The organism is Butyricimonas synergistica DSM 23225 (genome assembly GCF_000379665.1).
Classification (GTDB): Bacteria; Bacteroidota; Bacteroidia; order Bacteroidales; family Marinifilaceae; genus Butyricimonas; species Butyricimonas synergistica.
Window position 1 is genome coordinate 223358 of the sequence record NZ_KB903367.1, and the last position, 17049, is coordinate 240406.

The window sequence follows — 17049 nt, forward strand, 5'->3', positions numbered from 1 at the left end:
TTGAAGGAGCTGGAACTGGGGTACCGTGCCCGTGGGGAGGTGAAGCATGACGCTTACTGCCAGGCGATGAGGGATCATTACCTGAACGGCGCCCCGCTGGTGGCGGATGACGAGAAGTACGCCTTCCTGAAAACCTTGATCCCGGCGCTGACCGTGGAGGAGGTGAACGCGAAAGTGCCGGAGTGGGACACCCCGGGCAACAAGACGGTGGTGATCTCCGGTTCGGAGATGGCGTGGCACCTGATGGAAGAGGAGGTGAAGGACATCATGGCGGAGGTGAAGAACGGGGTGGTGGAACCTTACCGGCACGAGAGAGCGGCGACGGGCGACGAGCAACCGTTGCTGGCGGAACAACCGTCGGGCAGCCCGGTGACCTCGGAATGCGAGTTGGCGGGCTTCGATGCCGTGGAATGGACGCTGGCGAACGGGGTAAAGGTGGTGTACCGCGAGAGTGACCTGGAGTGCAACAAGTTGTCGTTGAAGGCTTACAGCCCGGGTGGGACCTCCCTGTACGACCTCGACATGCTTCCTACGGTGGAAATGGCCGTGCCGCTTGCGTGGGCGTGCGGGTTGGGTGACCACGATGCGGTGACGTTGAAGCGGTGGATGGCAAGCAAGGGGGTAAAGTGCGAGGCGAGCCTCGGGGAGTTGAATGAGTACGTGACCGCTTCCGCCCTGCCGGAGGATGCGGAGAGCTTGTTGCAACTGGTGTACCTGACTTTCGCCCGACCGCGGTTTGACCGGGAGGCGTTCGGGAAGGTGATGGCGCAACAGTTGATGCAATCCCGGATGCAGGGGAGGAACGTGTTGCAGGACACCGTGAAGCGTTTGCAAAACGGTTGCCATCCGCGTGCGTTGTTGAAGAACGCCGCCTACCTCGGGAAGGTGGACCTCGACAAGGTCGGGCAAGTGTACCTGGAGCGCTTCTCGAACGCCGGCGATTTCACGTTCTTCATCACGGGAAACCTTCCCGTCGCGGAGTTGAAGCCGCTGGTGGAGAAATACCTCGGTGCCCTGCCGTCAACGAGTGACCGGGAGAAATGGATTGATAGGGGAATAAGACCTTTCTGCGGGAAACAGGAACGCGTGATCGAGTTCATGGGGCTTCCCACCTCGTTCGTGGTGTTGAGCGCGAGCAAGGAGATGGAGGATAACATCCGCCACGCCGTTTGCCTGCAAGCGTTGAAAAGCATCCTGCAGACCCGCTGCATGAACGTCATCCGGGAGAAGGAGGGCGGCACCTACGCGGTGAACGTCAACGAGAGCGTGGTGCACGAGCCAGTGGCACGCTATTACCTGACCGTGGAATTCCAGTGCGACCCGTTGAACGCCGCCCGGCTGAAAGGAATCGTTCTCGGCGAGTTGGAACGCCTGTGCCAACAAGCCCCTACCCGTGACGAGTTGATGATGGCGTTGAACTCCATCCGCAAGAAAGAGGGCGAGGCACGCGAGACCAACGTCTACTGGCAGGAAAAACTGGTGTTGTACTACAAGACCGGCCTGAACCAGGCGGACGCGAGGGAATTCGAGGAGGTAGTGGACAAATTGACCCCTGCCGGCTTCCTCTCCTTCATGCAATCGTTCTGGAATGAGAGCGATCTCACCGACATCGTGTTTAAACCGGCGAATTAGTTTACAGGGAGTTCTTCTTTTACACTCGGGAAAAGTAGCCGGGGAAGATACCTGCCGGGAGGCTTGTTTCCTGGGGCATAATATTAAAAGATTATGACACAGGAACAAAATAACATAGAGATAGAAAATAGCCTCCCGGCAGAACCTGCCGCCGTGGTAAGTGATCGTTTGATGAACGATCGTATTTTCGTTTGGAGTAATGACTCGTACCGCTTGGTCTTGTTCTCGAGTATCGCCTGGTTGCAAGCGGATCGGGCTTATTGTTACATTCATTTCAAGGATGGTACCAAAATCATCGTGATACACCCGTTGCAGAAAGTGCTGGCGGCACTTCCTCCCGAGCGATTCGCCCGGGTTCACCGTGGTTACGCCGTTTGCCTGGACCTCGTGGACCGGGTGATCGGCAACACGATTTACATCGGCAAGCAGGAGTTCCCGGTAAGTTCCGCTTACCGCGACGACCTTCATTCCCGCTTTCGTTTTTTAGGTAAAGTGAAAGGATTGCATAAATCTAAATCTTTCAAAATCAGCAAATAATCATGTGTAACCCGTCCCAGGAAACATCCTCCCGGAATAGGTTCGCGATTCGGGTTTATTGAAACTATATTGCCTCGATTTCTTCCAAGGATAGCCCGGTCATTTGGGCGATGGCTTCCGGGGTCATGCCAAATGATTTCATGTTACGAGCGATCGTCCTTTTTTCTTCTTCTCTCCCTTCTTTTATCCCTTCTTCTCTCCCTTCTTTTCTTCCACAGACCAACCCTCTCTGCTCGGCACTGTAGAACAGGGTTTTCTCGGTACTGATGCTATCCCAGAATTTCTCGTAGCCGAGGAGTTGCGCGGGGGTGAACGCCGCCTCCTCGATTGCCTTGACAGCCTTGTTGACCTCGGGGTTGGCTAACAACTCCTCGGGCACGGACACGGTGCGTTCGTCAATCTCGGTAAGAAATCGTAACCAGAGGACCTGCATTTTTTTCTCCGCGTACGTGTGCGGGGTGAACTTGGGCAGCTCCACGAAGACGAGTTGCAAGCCGTCGATGACTTTATTGGAATCCTTGTCGTGCACGAGCTTGTAGTGATGGTAGTATCCTTTCATCCCCGGCTCGAAAATCTCGTTCACGAGGTTGAGGGAGTAAACGGGTTGCAGCAGGTGGTAATTTTCCCCGCTCCCGATTTGTCTCACGTAAGCTTTCGAGGCGTTGAACAACACCCTGTACTTGAATTCCTGCGACCAGATCATTTGCATCTCGACGATGAATTGCCTTCCCCTTTTGTCCTTGCACCGCACGTCAACGATGCTGTTTTTTTTCCACGGGTTATCGGGCACCATCTCGGCGGGGAGGTACTCGATGTCCGTGACCTCTTGCCCGGGAGCGAGAGGAAGCAGGGCGTTGAGTAAACTCATCACCAGGTCGGGATGTTCCCCGAACACGCATTTGAATGGCAGGTCAGCCTTTGGATCCAAGTATTTCATGGTGTCATTTTATTTGTTAGTCATTCAACAATCACAAAGTTAGTGATTAGAATTGAATTTTACAAGTGTCGGTAACGCGCCGCGAAAACGGATTGTTCGGTCGGTTGAAAGAGGCAACGGGTCGGTTGACGCGGTGAACGGGATAGAATAGTTGTATCGAGGGGTATGGCGCTTTACTTTTGTCACGTAATCAAAAATTAAATGCTATGGATTTATTATTTGAAACGGTTCGGGAGCGAGAGGGCTTCCCGGGAAGAACAAGGCGAAAACGGGTCGAGAAAAGGGAGAGAACGGGCTACAACTCCAGTATAACATTTGAGCAACACCTGTCTAACACCTGACGGGACAAGTGTTGCTTAAATGTTATTGAAAAGGCAAAACTTGGTTGTTTCTTGATTTCTGTTTGTAAATGACGGAAATTGGGTTAAAATTCAGCCCTGTAATTTCGGGCGATGAAGTATTCTCGCAATTTACGGATGGCGCCGTATTTGAGGGTGCGCACGGTGTTGACGGAAACGCCGATGATTTCAGCAATTTCCTTCACGTTGTTGCCAGCGAGGGTTAGAAGGATGATACGTTCGCTTTGGGGTGGCAATTGTCGGATAGCGTGGATTAATATTTGGTTGGCTTCTTCCTCGATGATTCTTTCCAGAATACCAGAGTTGTCATGTTCGCCGGGGTAAATTTGTTTGTAGCGTTCGTTCTCTCTTTTTACACTTCGGATGTAGTTGAGGGATTCATTTCTTGTCATGATGAACAAAAAATTTTCGACGGAATCTAAGGTTTTATATTGTTTCCGATTTTCCCAGAACTTGACAATAACATCTTGTGCGATGTCTTGTGCGATGTCGGATGAACCGACAAATTTCAGGGCGATCGTACAGATAGTTGTGTAGTGCTTTTGTATAAATTGTTCTAATTCAATAGGATCGTTCATCGGTTAGTTTGTATTGAAGATCAATTTTACAGTCACAGGAAATCTATGCAATTATAGTTATTTTTTTTCATTCCAAATAAAATTTGAAAAAAAATCGTGTTTCGATTCATACAAATCGGATACCCTTGGTGTCTTTAAGGAAATATCAGTGGAATGATGGACTATAATAAGGAAAAAATATTAGCAGAGATCATCTTGAAAATTCGCTTCGGAACGGCTTCAAAAGAAGAGAAACGTGAGGTTGAGAAGTGGATGGCAGAGAAAGAAGAACATCGGCTTTTGTACGAGAAGATTGTTTCGGGGAAAAGTATGATCGAGTACTTGGAGACAGAAACGGAAGTAAAGGCTGATGTCAATGTAAAAATGATTTCTGCACGGGTTCAAAAACAAATTCGAGAGAATAAGATGCGTACACGACGCGGGCTTCGGAAATGGTACGCGATGGTTGGTGCGGCTTGTTTGGTCGGGATTGTTTTGGCTGGTTTCTTCTTTTTGAATAACGGGAAGGATAAGCCGGATACTCTGGTTGAGAATAAGCCGGAGCGAATGATGAACGAGAAAGTGATGTTAGTACTTTCAGATGGAAAAACTATTGGGCTTGCTCATCAAGGTACGGACAGTATATACATCGGGCAGGCGACTATTATAAAAAAAGATGCTCAATTGACATACGAGAGGAAGCAGGATACTTTAGGAGCGCATGTCGAGGAAGAGCGTAATCGGATTATCACTACGGTCGGCGGCGACTATTTCTTCATCTTGAGTGATGGGACGAAGGTATGGTTGAACGCGGAATCCGAATTGGATTTCCCGGTAGACTTTATTGGAGAAGAGCGGGTGGTGAAGTTGAAAGGCGAGGCGTATTTCGAGGTAGAGCCGGATGCGGCGCATCCTTTTATCGTGGAAACGAAAGAGGTTCGAACTCGAGTATTGGGGACTTCGTTCAATATAAAAGCGTATGATAATGAAGAGAGTGTATATACTACCTTGTTGACTGGGAAAGTAGAAGTATCCGCGGTTAATGAGAACGAATCGGTAATATTGACACCCGGAATGCAATGCGAATGGGAGAAAGACGAGCACGTGATGGAGATGAAGAAGGTGGATGCTGAAAAATACGTGGCTTGGAAACAAGGGCAGTTTATGTTTGACAATGAGAATATCACGGTGGTGACCCGGGTGCTGGAAAGATGGTATGGATTGAAATTTATTTATAATGAAGGTTGTTCCCGAAAGCATACTTTTAGTGGTTGTTTGAGTAAGGACGATTCTTTAGAATCTATACTGGAAACATTGACTTACACGGGTGGACCCCGATTTATAATGGGAAAAAATGTAGTATACGTGAAAGATAAAATCTAAAAACAGAAAGTTGAAAACAAAAAATGGAGAGGTTTCGCGGACCACTCCATTTTACAAAGACCTTGTAAAAACAAGGATAGTGTTTCATTTTAATTTTACAAATCTATGAAAAAAGAACTGAACAAAAAGTTTTTTCTGAACTTTCGTGTTTGGTGGAGGTGTTGTTTAACATTATTTTGCATGTTATGGACAACAGTTTCGCTCACGACAAGTTCAGCTCTCGGACAAGAGAGAAACCAACGGGTAATTTCTTTAAAATTGGAGAATGCAACCGTGTTGCAGGCGTTAGAGGAAATCAATAAACTGAGCCAGAACAATGTTATTTTCAAGCGTGAAGAAGTAACCCGGGAAACGAAAAGAATTACAGTTGACTTGAAGAATGTAACGGTCTTGCAAGCTGTACAGGAGTGTCTTAAAGGAACCCGATTGGCTTGCTCGGAGCGAAACGGAAGAGTTGCCGTGGGACCCGATACTGAAGTCAAATCGGTTCGTATTACCGGTACGGTGAAAGACGAGAAAGGGGTGGTATTACCGGGTGTAACGATTATTGTCAAGGGCTTGGCGATGGGGACAAGTACTGATAATAAAGGTCAGTACTCGTTGAACCTCCCCCGGACGGATAATCTATCACTTCTCTTTTCATTTATAGGAATGGAAACCGAGGAAGTAAAATACACGGGAAAAGATACGATCAACGTGGTGATGAAAGAAACCGTGTCGGAGTTGGAGGAAGTGGTGGTAAACACGGGATACCATCGGATTGATGCCCGTAAGAATGCCAGTGCGATTACTTCTATCCGGGCGGAAGACATTATTACTCCCGGTTTACAAACGATCGACCAGATGTTGGAAGGACACGTGCCGGGAATGATCTTTATGCAGAACTCGGGACAGATTGGGGCTGCTCCTCGTTTGCGTATTCGTGGTACGTCTACGATTCTAGGATCACAGGAACCGCTTTGGGTGATTGATGGTGTGATACAGGAAGACCCGGTAAATGTGGATCCGGAGACCCTGAATGATTTGGATTTCGTGAACTTGTTAGGTAACGCTATTTCCGGATTGAACCCGGAGGATATTGAGCAAATCGACGTGTTGAAGGATGCGGCGGCTACGGCTATTTATGGCAAGAAAGCCGCAAATGGGGTTATCGTGATAACCACGAAAGCCGGTAAACAAGGACCTCCTTCCGTGACATATTCCGTGGCAGGATCTTTTACCCAGCGTCCGAGATATAGTGACAGGAGCGTGAACGTGATGAATTCTAAAGAACGTGTTGCTTTTTCACGAGAGATGATAGAGAATCGGTTGGCTTATCCCAAGATTACTTCATGGGTGGGATATGAAGCAGCATATCGGGATTATATTGAAGGTCAGATCGGGTATACCGAATATAAATCATTGGTAGATAAATACGAGACAATGAATACCGATTGGTTTGACATTCTCATGCAGGATGCTTTTTCGCATAAACACACGTTGAGTCTTTCCGGTGGTTCTTCAACTTTGAGATATTATGCTTCTCTCGGTTTGAATGATGTTTCGGGAAGTGTAAAAGGCGAGAGCAATCGGGTGTATTCGACCAATGTTAATTTAACAGGTAACTTTGACAAGTTTACAGTACGTTTCGGGTTACAGGGAAGTGTTTCTAAAAGGAAGTATATTCCCGAAGATGTAGGCGTAACAGAATTTGCTTATAACACGAGCCGAGCCGTACCGGCACGTAATGATGATGGCAGTTACTGGTATTATCAAATCGAAAAGGAGATTGACGGGGAAACTTATTATTACCCGAAGAACATATTGGAAGATATGGCAAATTCTTCGACTATAACGAAACAGAATTCTTTTACCTTTCAGTCTAGCGTGGGGTATCAAATAATACCGGAGTTGAAAGCACAAGTATTATTGTCGTATAGTTTTTCAAATTCTAATTCGGAAACATGGCATGGTGAGGATACTTATTATAGTCGGAGTTTGAATAAATCTTACGGGGCTGCGACGGAAGCTTGGTGGCAAACGAATACCTTGTTGCCGTGGGGTGGAGAACAGAAGGATAGTCGGGTAGACCGTAATAGTTATACTGTTCGTTTCCAAGTGGATTATAGCCAAGCTGTCGATCGTGATGAGAATCATGGGCTGAATGGAAGTGTCGGTTTTGAAACAAAGTCAACGAAATACAATACTTATGCTAAGACAACTCGGGGTATTTACCGGGATCGGGGAAATGCGATAGAAGCGATACCAACAGACGATTTGAAAAATTATACTTATAAAGAATATATTAACTGGACACAGTCTTCTGCCGCGTTAGGAAGCTATACACAACAGTTGACAAATGATGTTTCTGCCTATATGACTTTAGGGTATAGCTATAAAAATACGTATAATTTCAGTATAAATGCACGTGTAGATTTTTCTAATGAATTTGGTAGTCGGGCTAACGAGAAATTTTTTCCGATATGGGCTTTAGCCGGTCGTTGGAATCTTACGGAGAATGTATTGAGGGAAGTACGTTGGATTAATGATTTGGCATTGAAGGCGTCGTTCGGGTATCAAGGGAATGTCCCCAGTGTTCCATCAAGACTCGTTATTAAAAAGTCAACTTCGACCAGTGATTTGTTTGATCAATTTTACTCGACGGTTTCTGCCTATCCGAATCCGGATTTGAAATGGGAAAAGACAGCGAATTTTAACGTGGGGCTTGATTTTTCATTATTGAAGAAGAAAATTACAGGTTCAGTGAGTTACTATTACCGGAAAACAAAGGATGCTTTCATGGATAAATCCGTGTCAGAGGTGAATGGAGTGACCAGCTATAAGGTAAACCAAGGTACTGTGGTGAATCAAGGGTATGAACTATCTTTGAATTTTATCCCTGTAAATACTGTCGGTGCGGATGGAAAAGGATTTCGCTGGAGATTTGATCCACAATTGGGACAAGTTATTAATAAGTTGATTGATAAAGCTACTTCCTCTACGGATAAAAGTTTAAGGGACGATGATGATCTCACGTATTCGGATTACCTGAACGGAAGCGTGCAGACGGTTAATCGTTCCATAAATGGTTTTTATTCTTATAAATTTATGGGACTTGATCCGGCAGACGGACGTCCGATGTTTCCGAATTTAGAACAAAAGATTATGGTGAATGGCGAAGAAGTGGACTATGGAGAGCAGTTTAAATTGATGTCTAACGAGGAACGTTATATGTCTGTAATGAAATATTCCGGAAATCGGGTTCCCACATTGCAAGGTAGTTTGAACAATACTTTTACCTATAATCGTTTCACGTTGTCTGTCAATATGGCTTATAGCCTTGGTTCTAAAATTCGGTTGATGAAATTATATTCAAATATCAGTTCGGATAATGGAACAATGGCGCCTAATCCGATGGAGAATGTGCGTACTGAATATCTAAATCGCTGGAAACGATCGGGAGATGAGGCACACACGAACATCCCGGGAATTCTTAGTAATTCTGAATTTTTGGCGACATTAGGTACAAATCCATGGTGGAAAAAAACGGCTTATAATGGCACGGTAAATCGTAAAGTAATTGCTGAAAATATTTGGCAAATGTACGATTACTCGACGGAACGTGTCGTGAGTGGAAATTATTTGAAGATTCAAAATATTGCATTGCGGTACAATGTTCCGGATAAAATCTGTAAGAAATTATACATGAAGGCAGCATATATTTCTTTGTCAGGAACGAACTTGTACACTTTCAGTAGTAAAAAGTTGAAGGGACAAGATCCTACTACGCAAACAGGTAATTCGTCGACGATCACGCAATCGATACGTCCGACATATTCGTTTAGTTTGAATGTAACATTTTAAAGAGTATGGTTATGAATAAGATATATACTTTATTGATCATACTGGTCCTTGGATGTGTTTCTTGTGGTGATTTTTTGGAAGAAGATTCTCAAACATTATCTTATGTGACTAGTGTGGATGATTTAGACGAGCTATTGGTAGGTAGTGGATATTTACAAAATGCGCGAGGAACTTATTATATTATGTCTTGGTTAGATGTAATGGATGATGACGTTCGCCAAAAGTTGACGGGTACTATGCCCGTGAATGGCAATTTTAATTATTTGAGGATGTTTTTTAACTGGACGAGTTATCCTTGGGATGATGATTATCCTAATCGTCTGGGAGGGAACAAACCTTGGGCTAGATTTTATGAATGTATCGAGATTGCCAATTTGATCTTGGGTGATATTGACCGATTCGAGGGAGAGGAAGGATATGAGCGAGTGAAAGGTGAGGCTTATTTTATTCGAGCTTTCTGGTATTTTTATTTGGTAAATCTTTGGGGACATCCTTACGATGCCACGACCTCGAATGAGAAATTGGGGGTTCCTGTTAAGTTGACAGATTATGTTGAAGTGAAAGGATTTTCTCGAAATACCGTGGAAGAGTGTTACCAGCAAATTTTATCTGATGCCCGACAGGCAATACATTACCTGAAAGGTGTGACACCATCTACAACTTATCGGGCTGGGGAAAACGCCGCCCGGGCGCTGTTGGCTAAAACAGCTTTGTACATGGGCGATTGGAATACCGTCGTGAATCAGTGTGATTCTATTTTTAGTTCACCTAAAGGACTTGCATTGATCGATTTTAATACGACTACGCTAAGTATTTATGCGACGGCTAGTTCCTATAATGCACTAATTCGTTCAAATTCAAGTAGTGAAGCTATATTTGCCGGAGGTTATGCTAGTTCCCCTATTACTCAAATTACGACAGTTTCGACATTTGCTGCTTCTGAGGATTTATTAGGATTGTACGGGGAGAACGATTTGAGGTATGCTTCCGGGAAAAATTCGTATTTTTTCCAATACTCGAGTGGGTATTATGGAAGCTATCGAGTGAACAGCGCGTCAAAATTACCGGGAGTTAGTTTGTTGTTTTCAGAGGTTTACTTGAATAAAGCTGAGGCATTGGCTTTATTGGGGAGAGAGTCTGAAGCGATTTCAACTTTGCAGGAATTAAGAGATAAGCGAATGAGTGATGCCGGAACCATAAATGAAACGGGAGAAGATTTGGTGGAGTTTATCCGGGATGAGCGTCGTCGTGAACTTTGTTTCGCCGGGCAACGCTGGTTTGATTTGCGGCGTTATGCGGTACATCCGCTCTACCCGAAGAAGACAATAATTACACATCCTTATTATGAGTGGAATGGTAGTGCGGCAGTATTGACGAAAACTTACGTTTTAGGTGAATATCCGGAAGATGGAGGATGGCTGATGCCCATGCCGTCTTACGCGTTGGAATCAAATGATGGAGAATTGGAAGATAATGTCCGTCCGGAGAGATAAAAATGAATAACAATGAAAAGAGTATGATATGAAAACAAAATTGTTATATATTATTGGTTTATGGGGATGTTTATCTCTGATGAGCTGTGGCGATGATGATCACCTTTCTCCCTCGGATTTGGATGGAGATTGGTATGTACTGACCGACTCGGAAGATCCTTTGGATCATTTACGGTACACGGTGTACGAAACGTATGGTATTCCGATTTTTTACAATGACACGATTGGGAGGCAAGACAGGGGAGTGGATAATGCAGGAGTGCCGATTATTTATTATGAGATTTTGAACCCGAATTATTCCATCGAGAGTTCCACTGAGTATGCTCAGTACGAGTTGTCCGATAATCCGGAGGCTATCACTGTCGGAGTTGAATTTATCCGGGATGAGATTTTCCCTAGACTTGTTTCTCCTAAATTATATCCTCGTTCATTTTTGTTAGTGAAAACATTGACATTAAATGCCGCATCGACTACGGCTTCATATCGTCATGAGGAGAGTACTTACCGGGGGATGATGACTTCTTGTGTGAGTCAGGTGGAAGAAATTGCCGGAATGACCGATGCTGAAATCAAACGGATGGCATGTAGAGTTGCGGCAGAGGAATACACGACCTATTTGATGGAAAACGCCTCTTCGTTGTTGGAAGCATTCTTGAATGTATGTCGTGCCGAGGTTACGAGTGTCAACTTGTATGCATTGAGTTTGACTACATCCTCGACTCCGCCTTATGTGGCTAATTTGGAAGAATACGGTTTTTTGTCTTATGATAAGGAAACAACCTATAACCCGTCGAGAAGTCAGGTTAAAACTGTTGGAGAACGTGCCGATGTGCTGGATTACGTGACAGAAATATTGACGGATGATGATGATACGTTTGAAGCAAAGTACGGTTCTTACGAGTACGTCATGAAGAAATACGAGTTAATGAAGACCGTGATGGAACGTTTGAAAACGGTCTTAGAATAGCTGTACAAAGTGTGTTTTAGTGTTTGATCTTTACTTCAGGATGAAGGCTTTTTAAGCTTTTCATCCTGAAGACTAGGAATCGTATGGTCTGAAAAACAGGGATTTTAGTATAATTTAAAACAGTATGTATGAACAAATGGATTGTATGTAGTCTGACTTTGCTTTGGATGCTGCCGACAGTTCTTTCCGTGGAGGCTTCCGGGAGGAAGAAGAAAAAGGGGAAGGAAGAAGTGAAGGTAGAATTGAGCAAGTATGACAAATTGTTTAAAGGAAAAAGGAGTGAAACGGCGAGGGGGGGATTTGTGGCGGTGTACAAGGTGGATGGAAAGGTGTATCTCGAGTATCCTTTGAAGTACATGGGGCGGGAGTTGTTATTGGCGGCAGCTTCGACGGCATCCACGGATAATACGGTTTGCACGAACGGGTACAAGGAGAATACCCCGATGCACATCCGGTTTACGCTGGAAGACAGTACCGTGCAGATGAGGAAAGTAAATGCCGTGATTGCGGCAAAATCTGCGGGAGAGCGGATGGATCGGATCATTGAACAGAATTTTGGCGATCCCATCATGGCGAAGTACAAGGTGTTGGCTTACTCGCCGGATAGTACTGCCGTGGTTTTTGATATGACAGGGATATTCCTGGATGAAGAGGCGGCATTATCTCCAGTACCCAAGGGTAGCGGGTTAATGGAGGTGACGAAGTCATTGAATAAAGATCTTTCTTCCATCCGCGAGGTAAAGGCGTTTGAGGATAATATGTCAGTGAAATCTCAATTGGTCTACAAATATAGTGTTACTTACAACAAGGCAAGAGTGGTGACCGATCAGCCTTTGACCGTGTTGGCTACCCGGTCATTGCTTTTACTACCGGAACGAAAAATGCCTCCCCGTTTGTCCGACAGGCGGATAGGGGTATTTTTAACCTCGAAGCAATATGTTTCGGATCAAGGAGAACCCACGGAAAGGTACACTTACGCCAATCGTTGGTGGTTGGAGCCGAGTGACGTGGAGGCTTATCGCCGGGGAGAATTGACGGAACCCGTAAAACCGATTGTTTTCTACGTGGATACCCTGTTCCCCGAGGCGTGGAAGCAGCCTATCCGGGAAGGTATATTGAAATGGAATCGGGCTTTCGAGAAAATCGGGTTCAAGAATGTCATGCAGGTACGTGAGTTCCCGAAAGACGATCCGGCTTTTGACCCTGATAACCTGAAATATTCCTGCGTGCGTTACGTTCCCACGGGCGTGGCTAACGCGATGGGCCCCTCGTGGGTAGACCCGACCACGGGAGAGATATTGAATGCCTGTGTATTGGTTTACAACAACGTGATCCAAATGTTGAGGAACTGGCGTTTCGTGCAAACGGCACAGGTTGACCCCGCCGTGAGAAATAAAGAATTACCGGCGGCGTTAGTGAACGAATCATTGGCATACGTGATCGCACATGAAATCGGGCATTGTCTCGGGTTGATGCACAATATGTCGGCTTCTGCCGCTTACCCGGTAGATTCGTTACGCTCCGAGTCGTTTACCCGGAAATACGGGACGACGCCGTCCATCATGGATTACGCCCGTTTCAATTATGTGGCGCAACCGGAAGACCGGGGCGTGAAGTTGATGCCTCCCGATTTGGGTGTGTACGATGAGTTCGTGATTAAATGGCTATACTCCCCGGTGTATGAGGCTGCCACGATTTGGGATGAGGCGAAAGTACTGGAAACGTGGGTTGACGAACAGATGAAAGACCCGATGTACCGCTACGGGCGGCAACAGATAGGTGGGCGTTACGACCCCACGGCTCTAGAAGAAGACCTTGGGGACGATGCCATGAAAGCGGGGGAATACGGGATAAAGAACTTGAAATACATATTACCCCACCTGAACGAATGGATTGCGGATGATCCGGAAGCCACCGCCCGGCGTGCCTTGTACGTGCAAATGGTCAACCAGTATTACCGTTATATCCGGAACGTGATTTATAACATCGGCGGTGTCTATCTCTCGGATGCGAAAGAAGACATTTCCATCGAGCGATTCCGTCCGGTGGAACGGGAACGTCAGAAGGCTTCCGTGGCTTGGGTGATGGCACAGTTGCGGGATTGCGAGTGGTGGGATAATCCGGCGTTGTTGAAAAAGTTTCCCTTGGGCATCATGTCCTCCCCGACCATTGTTGAGGCGGTCGGAAAGCAGCTGATGGCGGCAGCCCCGAGAGTGGCGTTATCGTCTTCACTATCGGATGAACCTTATTCCATGGAAGAATATTTCGACGACTTGTACCGGGGGATATGGTCGAGCGTTCTCGAGAACCGGAAACTGACCACGGGGGACATGGTGCTACAACGCTTGCTGTTGAATCAATTGAACGATCAGATACGTGCGGTTGGGGGCAATCGGTTGGGTATCGCTTCCGGGAACCCGGGGGAAGTGTTGAATGAACTATACGCCCCTTCGGCTTTTGACGCGGAGTGTTATGGCTTGGATGCGTTCCTTCTGACACGGGATTTCGGTTCCGGTTATGGTTGGCAAAGACCCCTTGACGTGGCAAAGATCGACGAGTCGGCAACGTATTATTATCAAATGGTGCTGCGTATCCGGGATTTGTTGGAGTCTAAGATGAAAAGTTTCGATGCTGAAGATTTGCCGCATTACGAGGCGATGCTTTTCGCCATGAAACAGATGTTGGGTAAACAGGCACAAATCAAATAAAACAAGATATATGAGAAAATGGATAATACCGAATATGGTTTTCATTTTACTTCTGTCGGGATTCTGCACGTTGGCGGGTGAGAGAAAGGCGAAGAAGAACAAGCAGGAGGAAAAACGACCGGGTAAATATGAACAACTGTTTAAAGGTAAGACGTGTACTACCGTTTCGAGCGACTTTATGACTCTGCATAAAGTGGACGAAAAACTTTATTTCGAGATGCCTTTGCGTCTGTTCGGGCGGGAGATGTTATTGTCTTCTTCGGTTTCAAAAACCAGTAACAATATGGCGGCGGTCGTGGGGTATACTCCGAATGTGATGCACATCCGTTTCGTGTTGCAGGACAGTACCGTGCAATTGCGTTCGGTGGCTTCAACCGTCACTGCCGACCTCGAGAACGAGCGGATGAAACAAGTACTTGGGCAAGGCTACGGTGATCCGGTCTTGTTCGGCTACAAGGTACTTGCCTACACGCCCGACAGTACAGCCGTGGTGTTTGATGGCACCGGTCTGTTTCACACGGACATCGCGCAATTGTCACCTTTGGCAAAGACTACGGGACGCTACGAGGTGCAGGGGCATATGAAACCGGCGCAATCCCGCTTGGGTGAGGTGAAAGCCTTCGAGGACAATGTTTCGATACGGTCGACCCTGTTATACACGGTGAACGTGTGGTATTCCATCATTCCCGTGTTGCGGCAGGTGGCGGTAACTTTGGAGGCGAACCGTACTTTGATGCTTTTGCCGGAGGAGAGGATGCGTCCCCGCTTGTCGGATTCCCGCGTGGGTACGTTCTTGACGAACAAACGCTATATCCCGGAAGAGGGAAGTGATATTCGACCTTATTCTTACATACATCGTTGGCGGATAGAGCCGAAGGATGCGGAAGCCTATCAGCGGGGCGTGTTGACCGAACCCGTGAAGCCGATCGTGATGTACGTGGATACCGATTTCCCGGAGAGTTGGAAAGAACCCATTAAAAAAGGGATATTGCGGTGGAACAAGGCATTCGAGAAAATTGGGTTCCGGGACGTGATTCAAGTGCGTGATTTCCCGACGGACGACCCCGATTTCGACCCGGATAACCTGAAATACTCCTGCGTGCGCTACGTGCCTTACACCCATGAAAACGCGGAAGGGCTTACCTCGGTCGATCCGGTGACGGGAGAGATATTGAATGCCGGAATATTTATTTACAACAATGTCACGTGGGCGTTGAATAACTGGCGTTTCCTTCAAACGGCGCAAATCGATCCGTCCGTGAGAACAAAAAAGATGCCCGACGATATTATGGGCGAATCGCTGGAATACGTCGTTGCCCACGAGATGGGACATTGTCTTGGATTGATGCACAATATGGCGGCATCCAGCGCTTTCCCCGTGGATTCGTTGCGTTCGGCTTTTTTCACCCGAAAATACGGGACGACACCTTCCATCATGGATTATGCCCGCTTTAATTACGTGGCTCAACCCGGTGACCAAGGCGTGAAGCTGACCCCGCCGGACTTGGGCGTGTATGACGAGTACGTGATTAAATGGATGTACACCCCCTTCCCGGACGCGGCTTCCGTGCGGGAAGAGGCGAAAATCCTGGAGGCTTGGGTCGACGAGAAAGCCGGCGATCCCATGTACCGTTACGGGCGGCAACAGGATAAGTTTCGCTATGATCCTTCGGCTCTGGAAGAAGATCTGGGGGATGATGCCTTGAAAGCCGGGGATTACGGGATTGCTAATTTGAAGTATATCGTGGAAAATATCAATCATTGGATACAGGAAGACGTTTCGGCGGATCATCGTAAACAATTGTACACCAATCTGACCAAGCAATACGAGCGTTACCTGATGAACGTGTTGTATAATATCGGGGGCATTTATCTGAACGAGGTAAAGGACGGGACCCCCGGCGAGCGGTTCACTCCCGTGCCGAGAGAAGTACAGAAGGCTTCCGTGGACTGGTTGCTCCGGCAGTTACGGGATAGCGAGTGGCTGGACAACCGGGATCTGGTAGACCGTTTCGGGTTGGGTATTCCGGCTTCATGGCGGGTACGGACAGCCGTGTTGAACGCCTTGTTTGCCCGCGGGGCTTGTGTCACCTTGTCCTCGCATCTTTCCGACTCCCCGTACACGATGGATGAGTTCTCAGGGGATGTCTACCGGGGAATTTGGGCGAGTGCGCTGGAAGGCAGAGCCTCGACAAGGACTGATCGGTTGATGCAACGGACGTATTTGAATAAATCCAGAATGCCCGTGTCATATGTCGGGGGCAACAGGCTCGGGCTGCAATCGGCGGCTTCCGCCTATGCCGTTTCGTTCGACGAGATTTGGGCGTATGGCTTGGAACCCGGCGGCTTGCCGGAACAGGTCATGGAACAATTGTGGGATATGGAGCGCACGGGAACTTTGGAAACGTTGACCTCGGAAACGGAACACACCGGTTTCGGGCATGGCTACGGTTGGCAAGGCGAAGTCAATAGCAAGGTGCTGAACAACGAGGACGTCTACTTCTACAAGATGGTTCGGGAATGCCGGGATATGCTGGAGAAACAAGTCCGGATGGCACCCGAGGCGGATCGTCCCCATTACCGGGCAATGCTCTTGATGACACGAAAAATATTGATGGAAAAAAAGTAGTATG

10 protein-coding genes are annotated in these 17049 nt (G+C 46.9%); 8 read left to right on the plus strand and 2 right to left on the minus strand.

The window, feature by feature from the left end:
* Positions 1–789: 789 nt before the first annotated feature.
* Together A3CY_RS23325 and A3CY_RS0113405 are read left to right on the plus strand one after the other, a co-directional pair.
* Positions 790–1632 (plus strand): M16 family metallopeptidase, encoded by an 843-nt coding sequence (locus A3CY_RS23325; protein WP_240388162.1) that lies wholly within the window; start codon positions 790–792, stop codon positions 1630–1632.
* Between the two features lie 93 nt (positions 1633–1725).
* Entirely contained in the window at positions 1726–2169 is a 444-nt protein-coding gene (locus tag A3CY_RS0113405; RefSeq protein ID WP_018338439.1) for a LytR/AlgR family response regulator transcription factor, read from the plus strand.
* Between the two features lie 64 nt (positions 2170–2233).
* Here A3CY_RS0113405 and A3CY_RS0113410 read toward each other — a convergent pair whose 3' ends face one another.
* Both A3CY_RS0113410 and A3CY_RS0113420 read right to left on the minus strand, forming a co-directional pair.
* On the minus strand, positions 2234–3106 hold the full coding sequence (locus A3CY_RS0113410; protein WP_018338440.1) for an Rpn family recombination-promoting nuclease/putative transposase: 873 nt from the start codon (positions 3104–3106) through the stop codon (positions 2234–2236).
* A 424-nt stretch (positions 3107–3530) separates the two neighbouring features.
* Positions 3531–4043, minus strand: a complete 513-nt coding sequence (locus A3CY_RS0113420) for an RNA polymerase sigma factor (protein ID WP_018338442.1) — start codon at positions 4041–4043, stop codon at positions 3531–3533.
* Between the two features lie 153 nt (positions 4044–4196).
* Here A3CY_RS0113420 and A3CY_RS0113425 point away from each other — a divergent pair, with 153 nt between their 5' ends.
* From A3CY_RS0113425 to A3CY_RS0113450, 6 genes are all read left to right on the plus strand, one after another.
* Positions 4197–5405 carry a FecR family protein gene (locus tag A3CY_RS0113425; protein WP_018338443.1) on the plus strand — a complete coding sequence of 403 codons (1209 nt, stop codon included), beginning with the start codon at positions 4197–4199 and terminating at the stop codon, positions 5403–5405.
* Positions 5406–5585: 180 nt separating this feature from the next.
* Positions 5586–9248 (plus strand): SusC/RagA family TonB-linked outer membrane protein, encoded by a 3663-nt coding sequence (locus tag A3CY_RS0113430; protein WP_081619470.1) that lies wholly within the window; start codon positions 5586–5588, stop codon positions 9246–9248.
* A gap of 11 nt (positions 9249–9259) precedes the next feature.
* Positions 9260–10741, plus strand: a complete 1482-nt coding sequence (locus tag A3CY_RS0113435; protein WP_026207657.1) for a RagB/SusD family nutrient uptake outer membrane protein — start codon at positions 9260–9262, stop codon at positions 10739–10741.
* A gap of 28 nt (positions 10742–10769) precedes the next feature.
* The gene (locus A3CY_RS0113440) at positions 10770–11708 is read left to right on the plus strand and encodes a hypothetical protein (protein ID WP_018338446.1); all 939 of its coding nucleotides are present in this window, start codon (positions 10770–10772) and stop codon (positions 11706–11708) included.
* A 128-nt stretch (positions 11709–11836) separates the two neighbouring features.
* Positions 11837–14416, plus strand: a complete 2580-nt coding sequence (locus A3CY_RS0113445) for a zinc-dependent metalloprotease (protein ID WP_018338447.1) — start codon at positions 11837–11839, stop codon at positions 14414–14416.
* Positions 14417–14426: 10 nt separating this feature from the next.
* Entirely contained in the window at positions 14427–17045 is a 2619-nt protein-coding gene (locus A3CY_RS0113450) for a zinc-dependent metalloprotease (protein WP_018338448.1), read from the plus strand.
* The last annotated feature ends 4 nt before the right edge of the window (positions 17046–17049 follow it).

Excerpts from the sequence above, each read along its gene's own strand:
- A3CY_RS23325 (WP_240388162.1), top strand. The coding sequence starts at position 790 with ATGCAGGGGAGGAACGTGTTGCAGGACACCGTGAAGCGTTTGCAAAAC.
- A3CY_RS0113405 (WP_018338439.1), top strand. The coding sequence starts at position 1,726 with ATGACACAGGAACAAAATAACATAGAGATAGAAAATAGCCTCCCGGCA.
- A3CY_RS0113410 (WP_018338440.1), bottom strand. The coding sequence starts at position 3,106 with ATGAAATACTTGGATCCAAAGGCTGACCTGCCATTCAAATGCGTGTTC.
- A3CY_RS0113420 (WP_018338442.1), bottom strand. The coding sequence starts at position 4,043 with ATGAACGATCCTATTGAATTAGAACAATTTATACAAAAGCACTACACA.
- A3CY_RS0113425 (WP_018338443.1), top strand. The coding sequence starts at position 4,197 with ATGATGGACTATAATAAGGAAAAAATATTAGCAGAGATCATCTTGAAA.
- A3CY_RS0113430 (WP_081619470.1), top strand. The coding sequence starts at position 5,586 with ATGTTATGGACAACAGTTTCGCTCACGACAAGTTCAGCTCTCGGACAA.
- A3CY_RS0113435 (WP_026207657.1), top strand. The coding sequence starts at position 9,260 with ATGAATAAGATATATACTTTATTGATCATACTGGTCCTTGGATGTGTT.
- A3CY_RS0113440 (WP_018338446.1), top strand. The coding sequence starts at position 10,770 with ATGAAAACAAAATTGTTATATATTATTGGTTTATGGGGATGTTTATCT.
- A3CY_RS0113445 (WP_018338447.1), top strand. The coding sequence starts at position 11,837 with ATGAACAAATGGATTGTATGTAGTCTGACTTTGCTTTGGATGCTGCCG.
- A3CY_RS0113450 (WP_018338448.1), top strand. The coding sequence starts at position 14,427 with ATGAGAAAATGGATAATACCGAATATGGTTTTCATTTTACTTCTGTCG.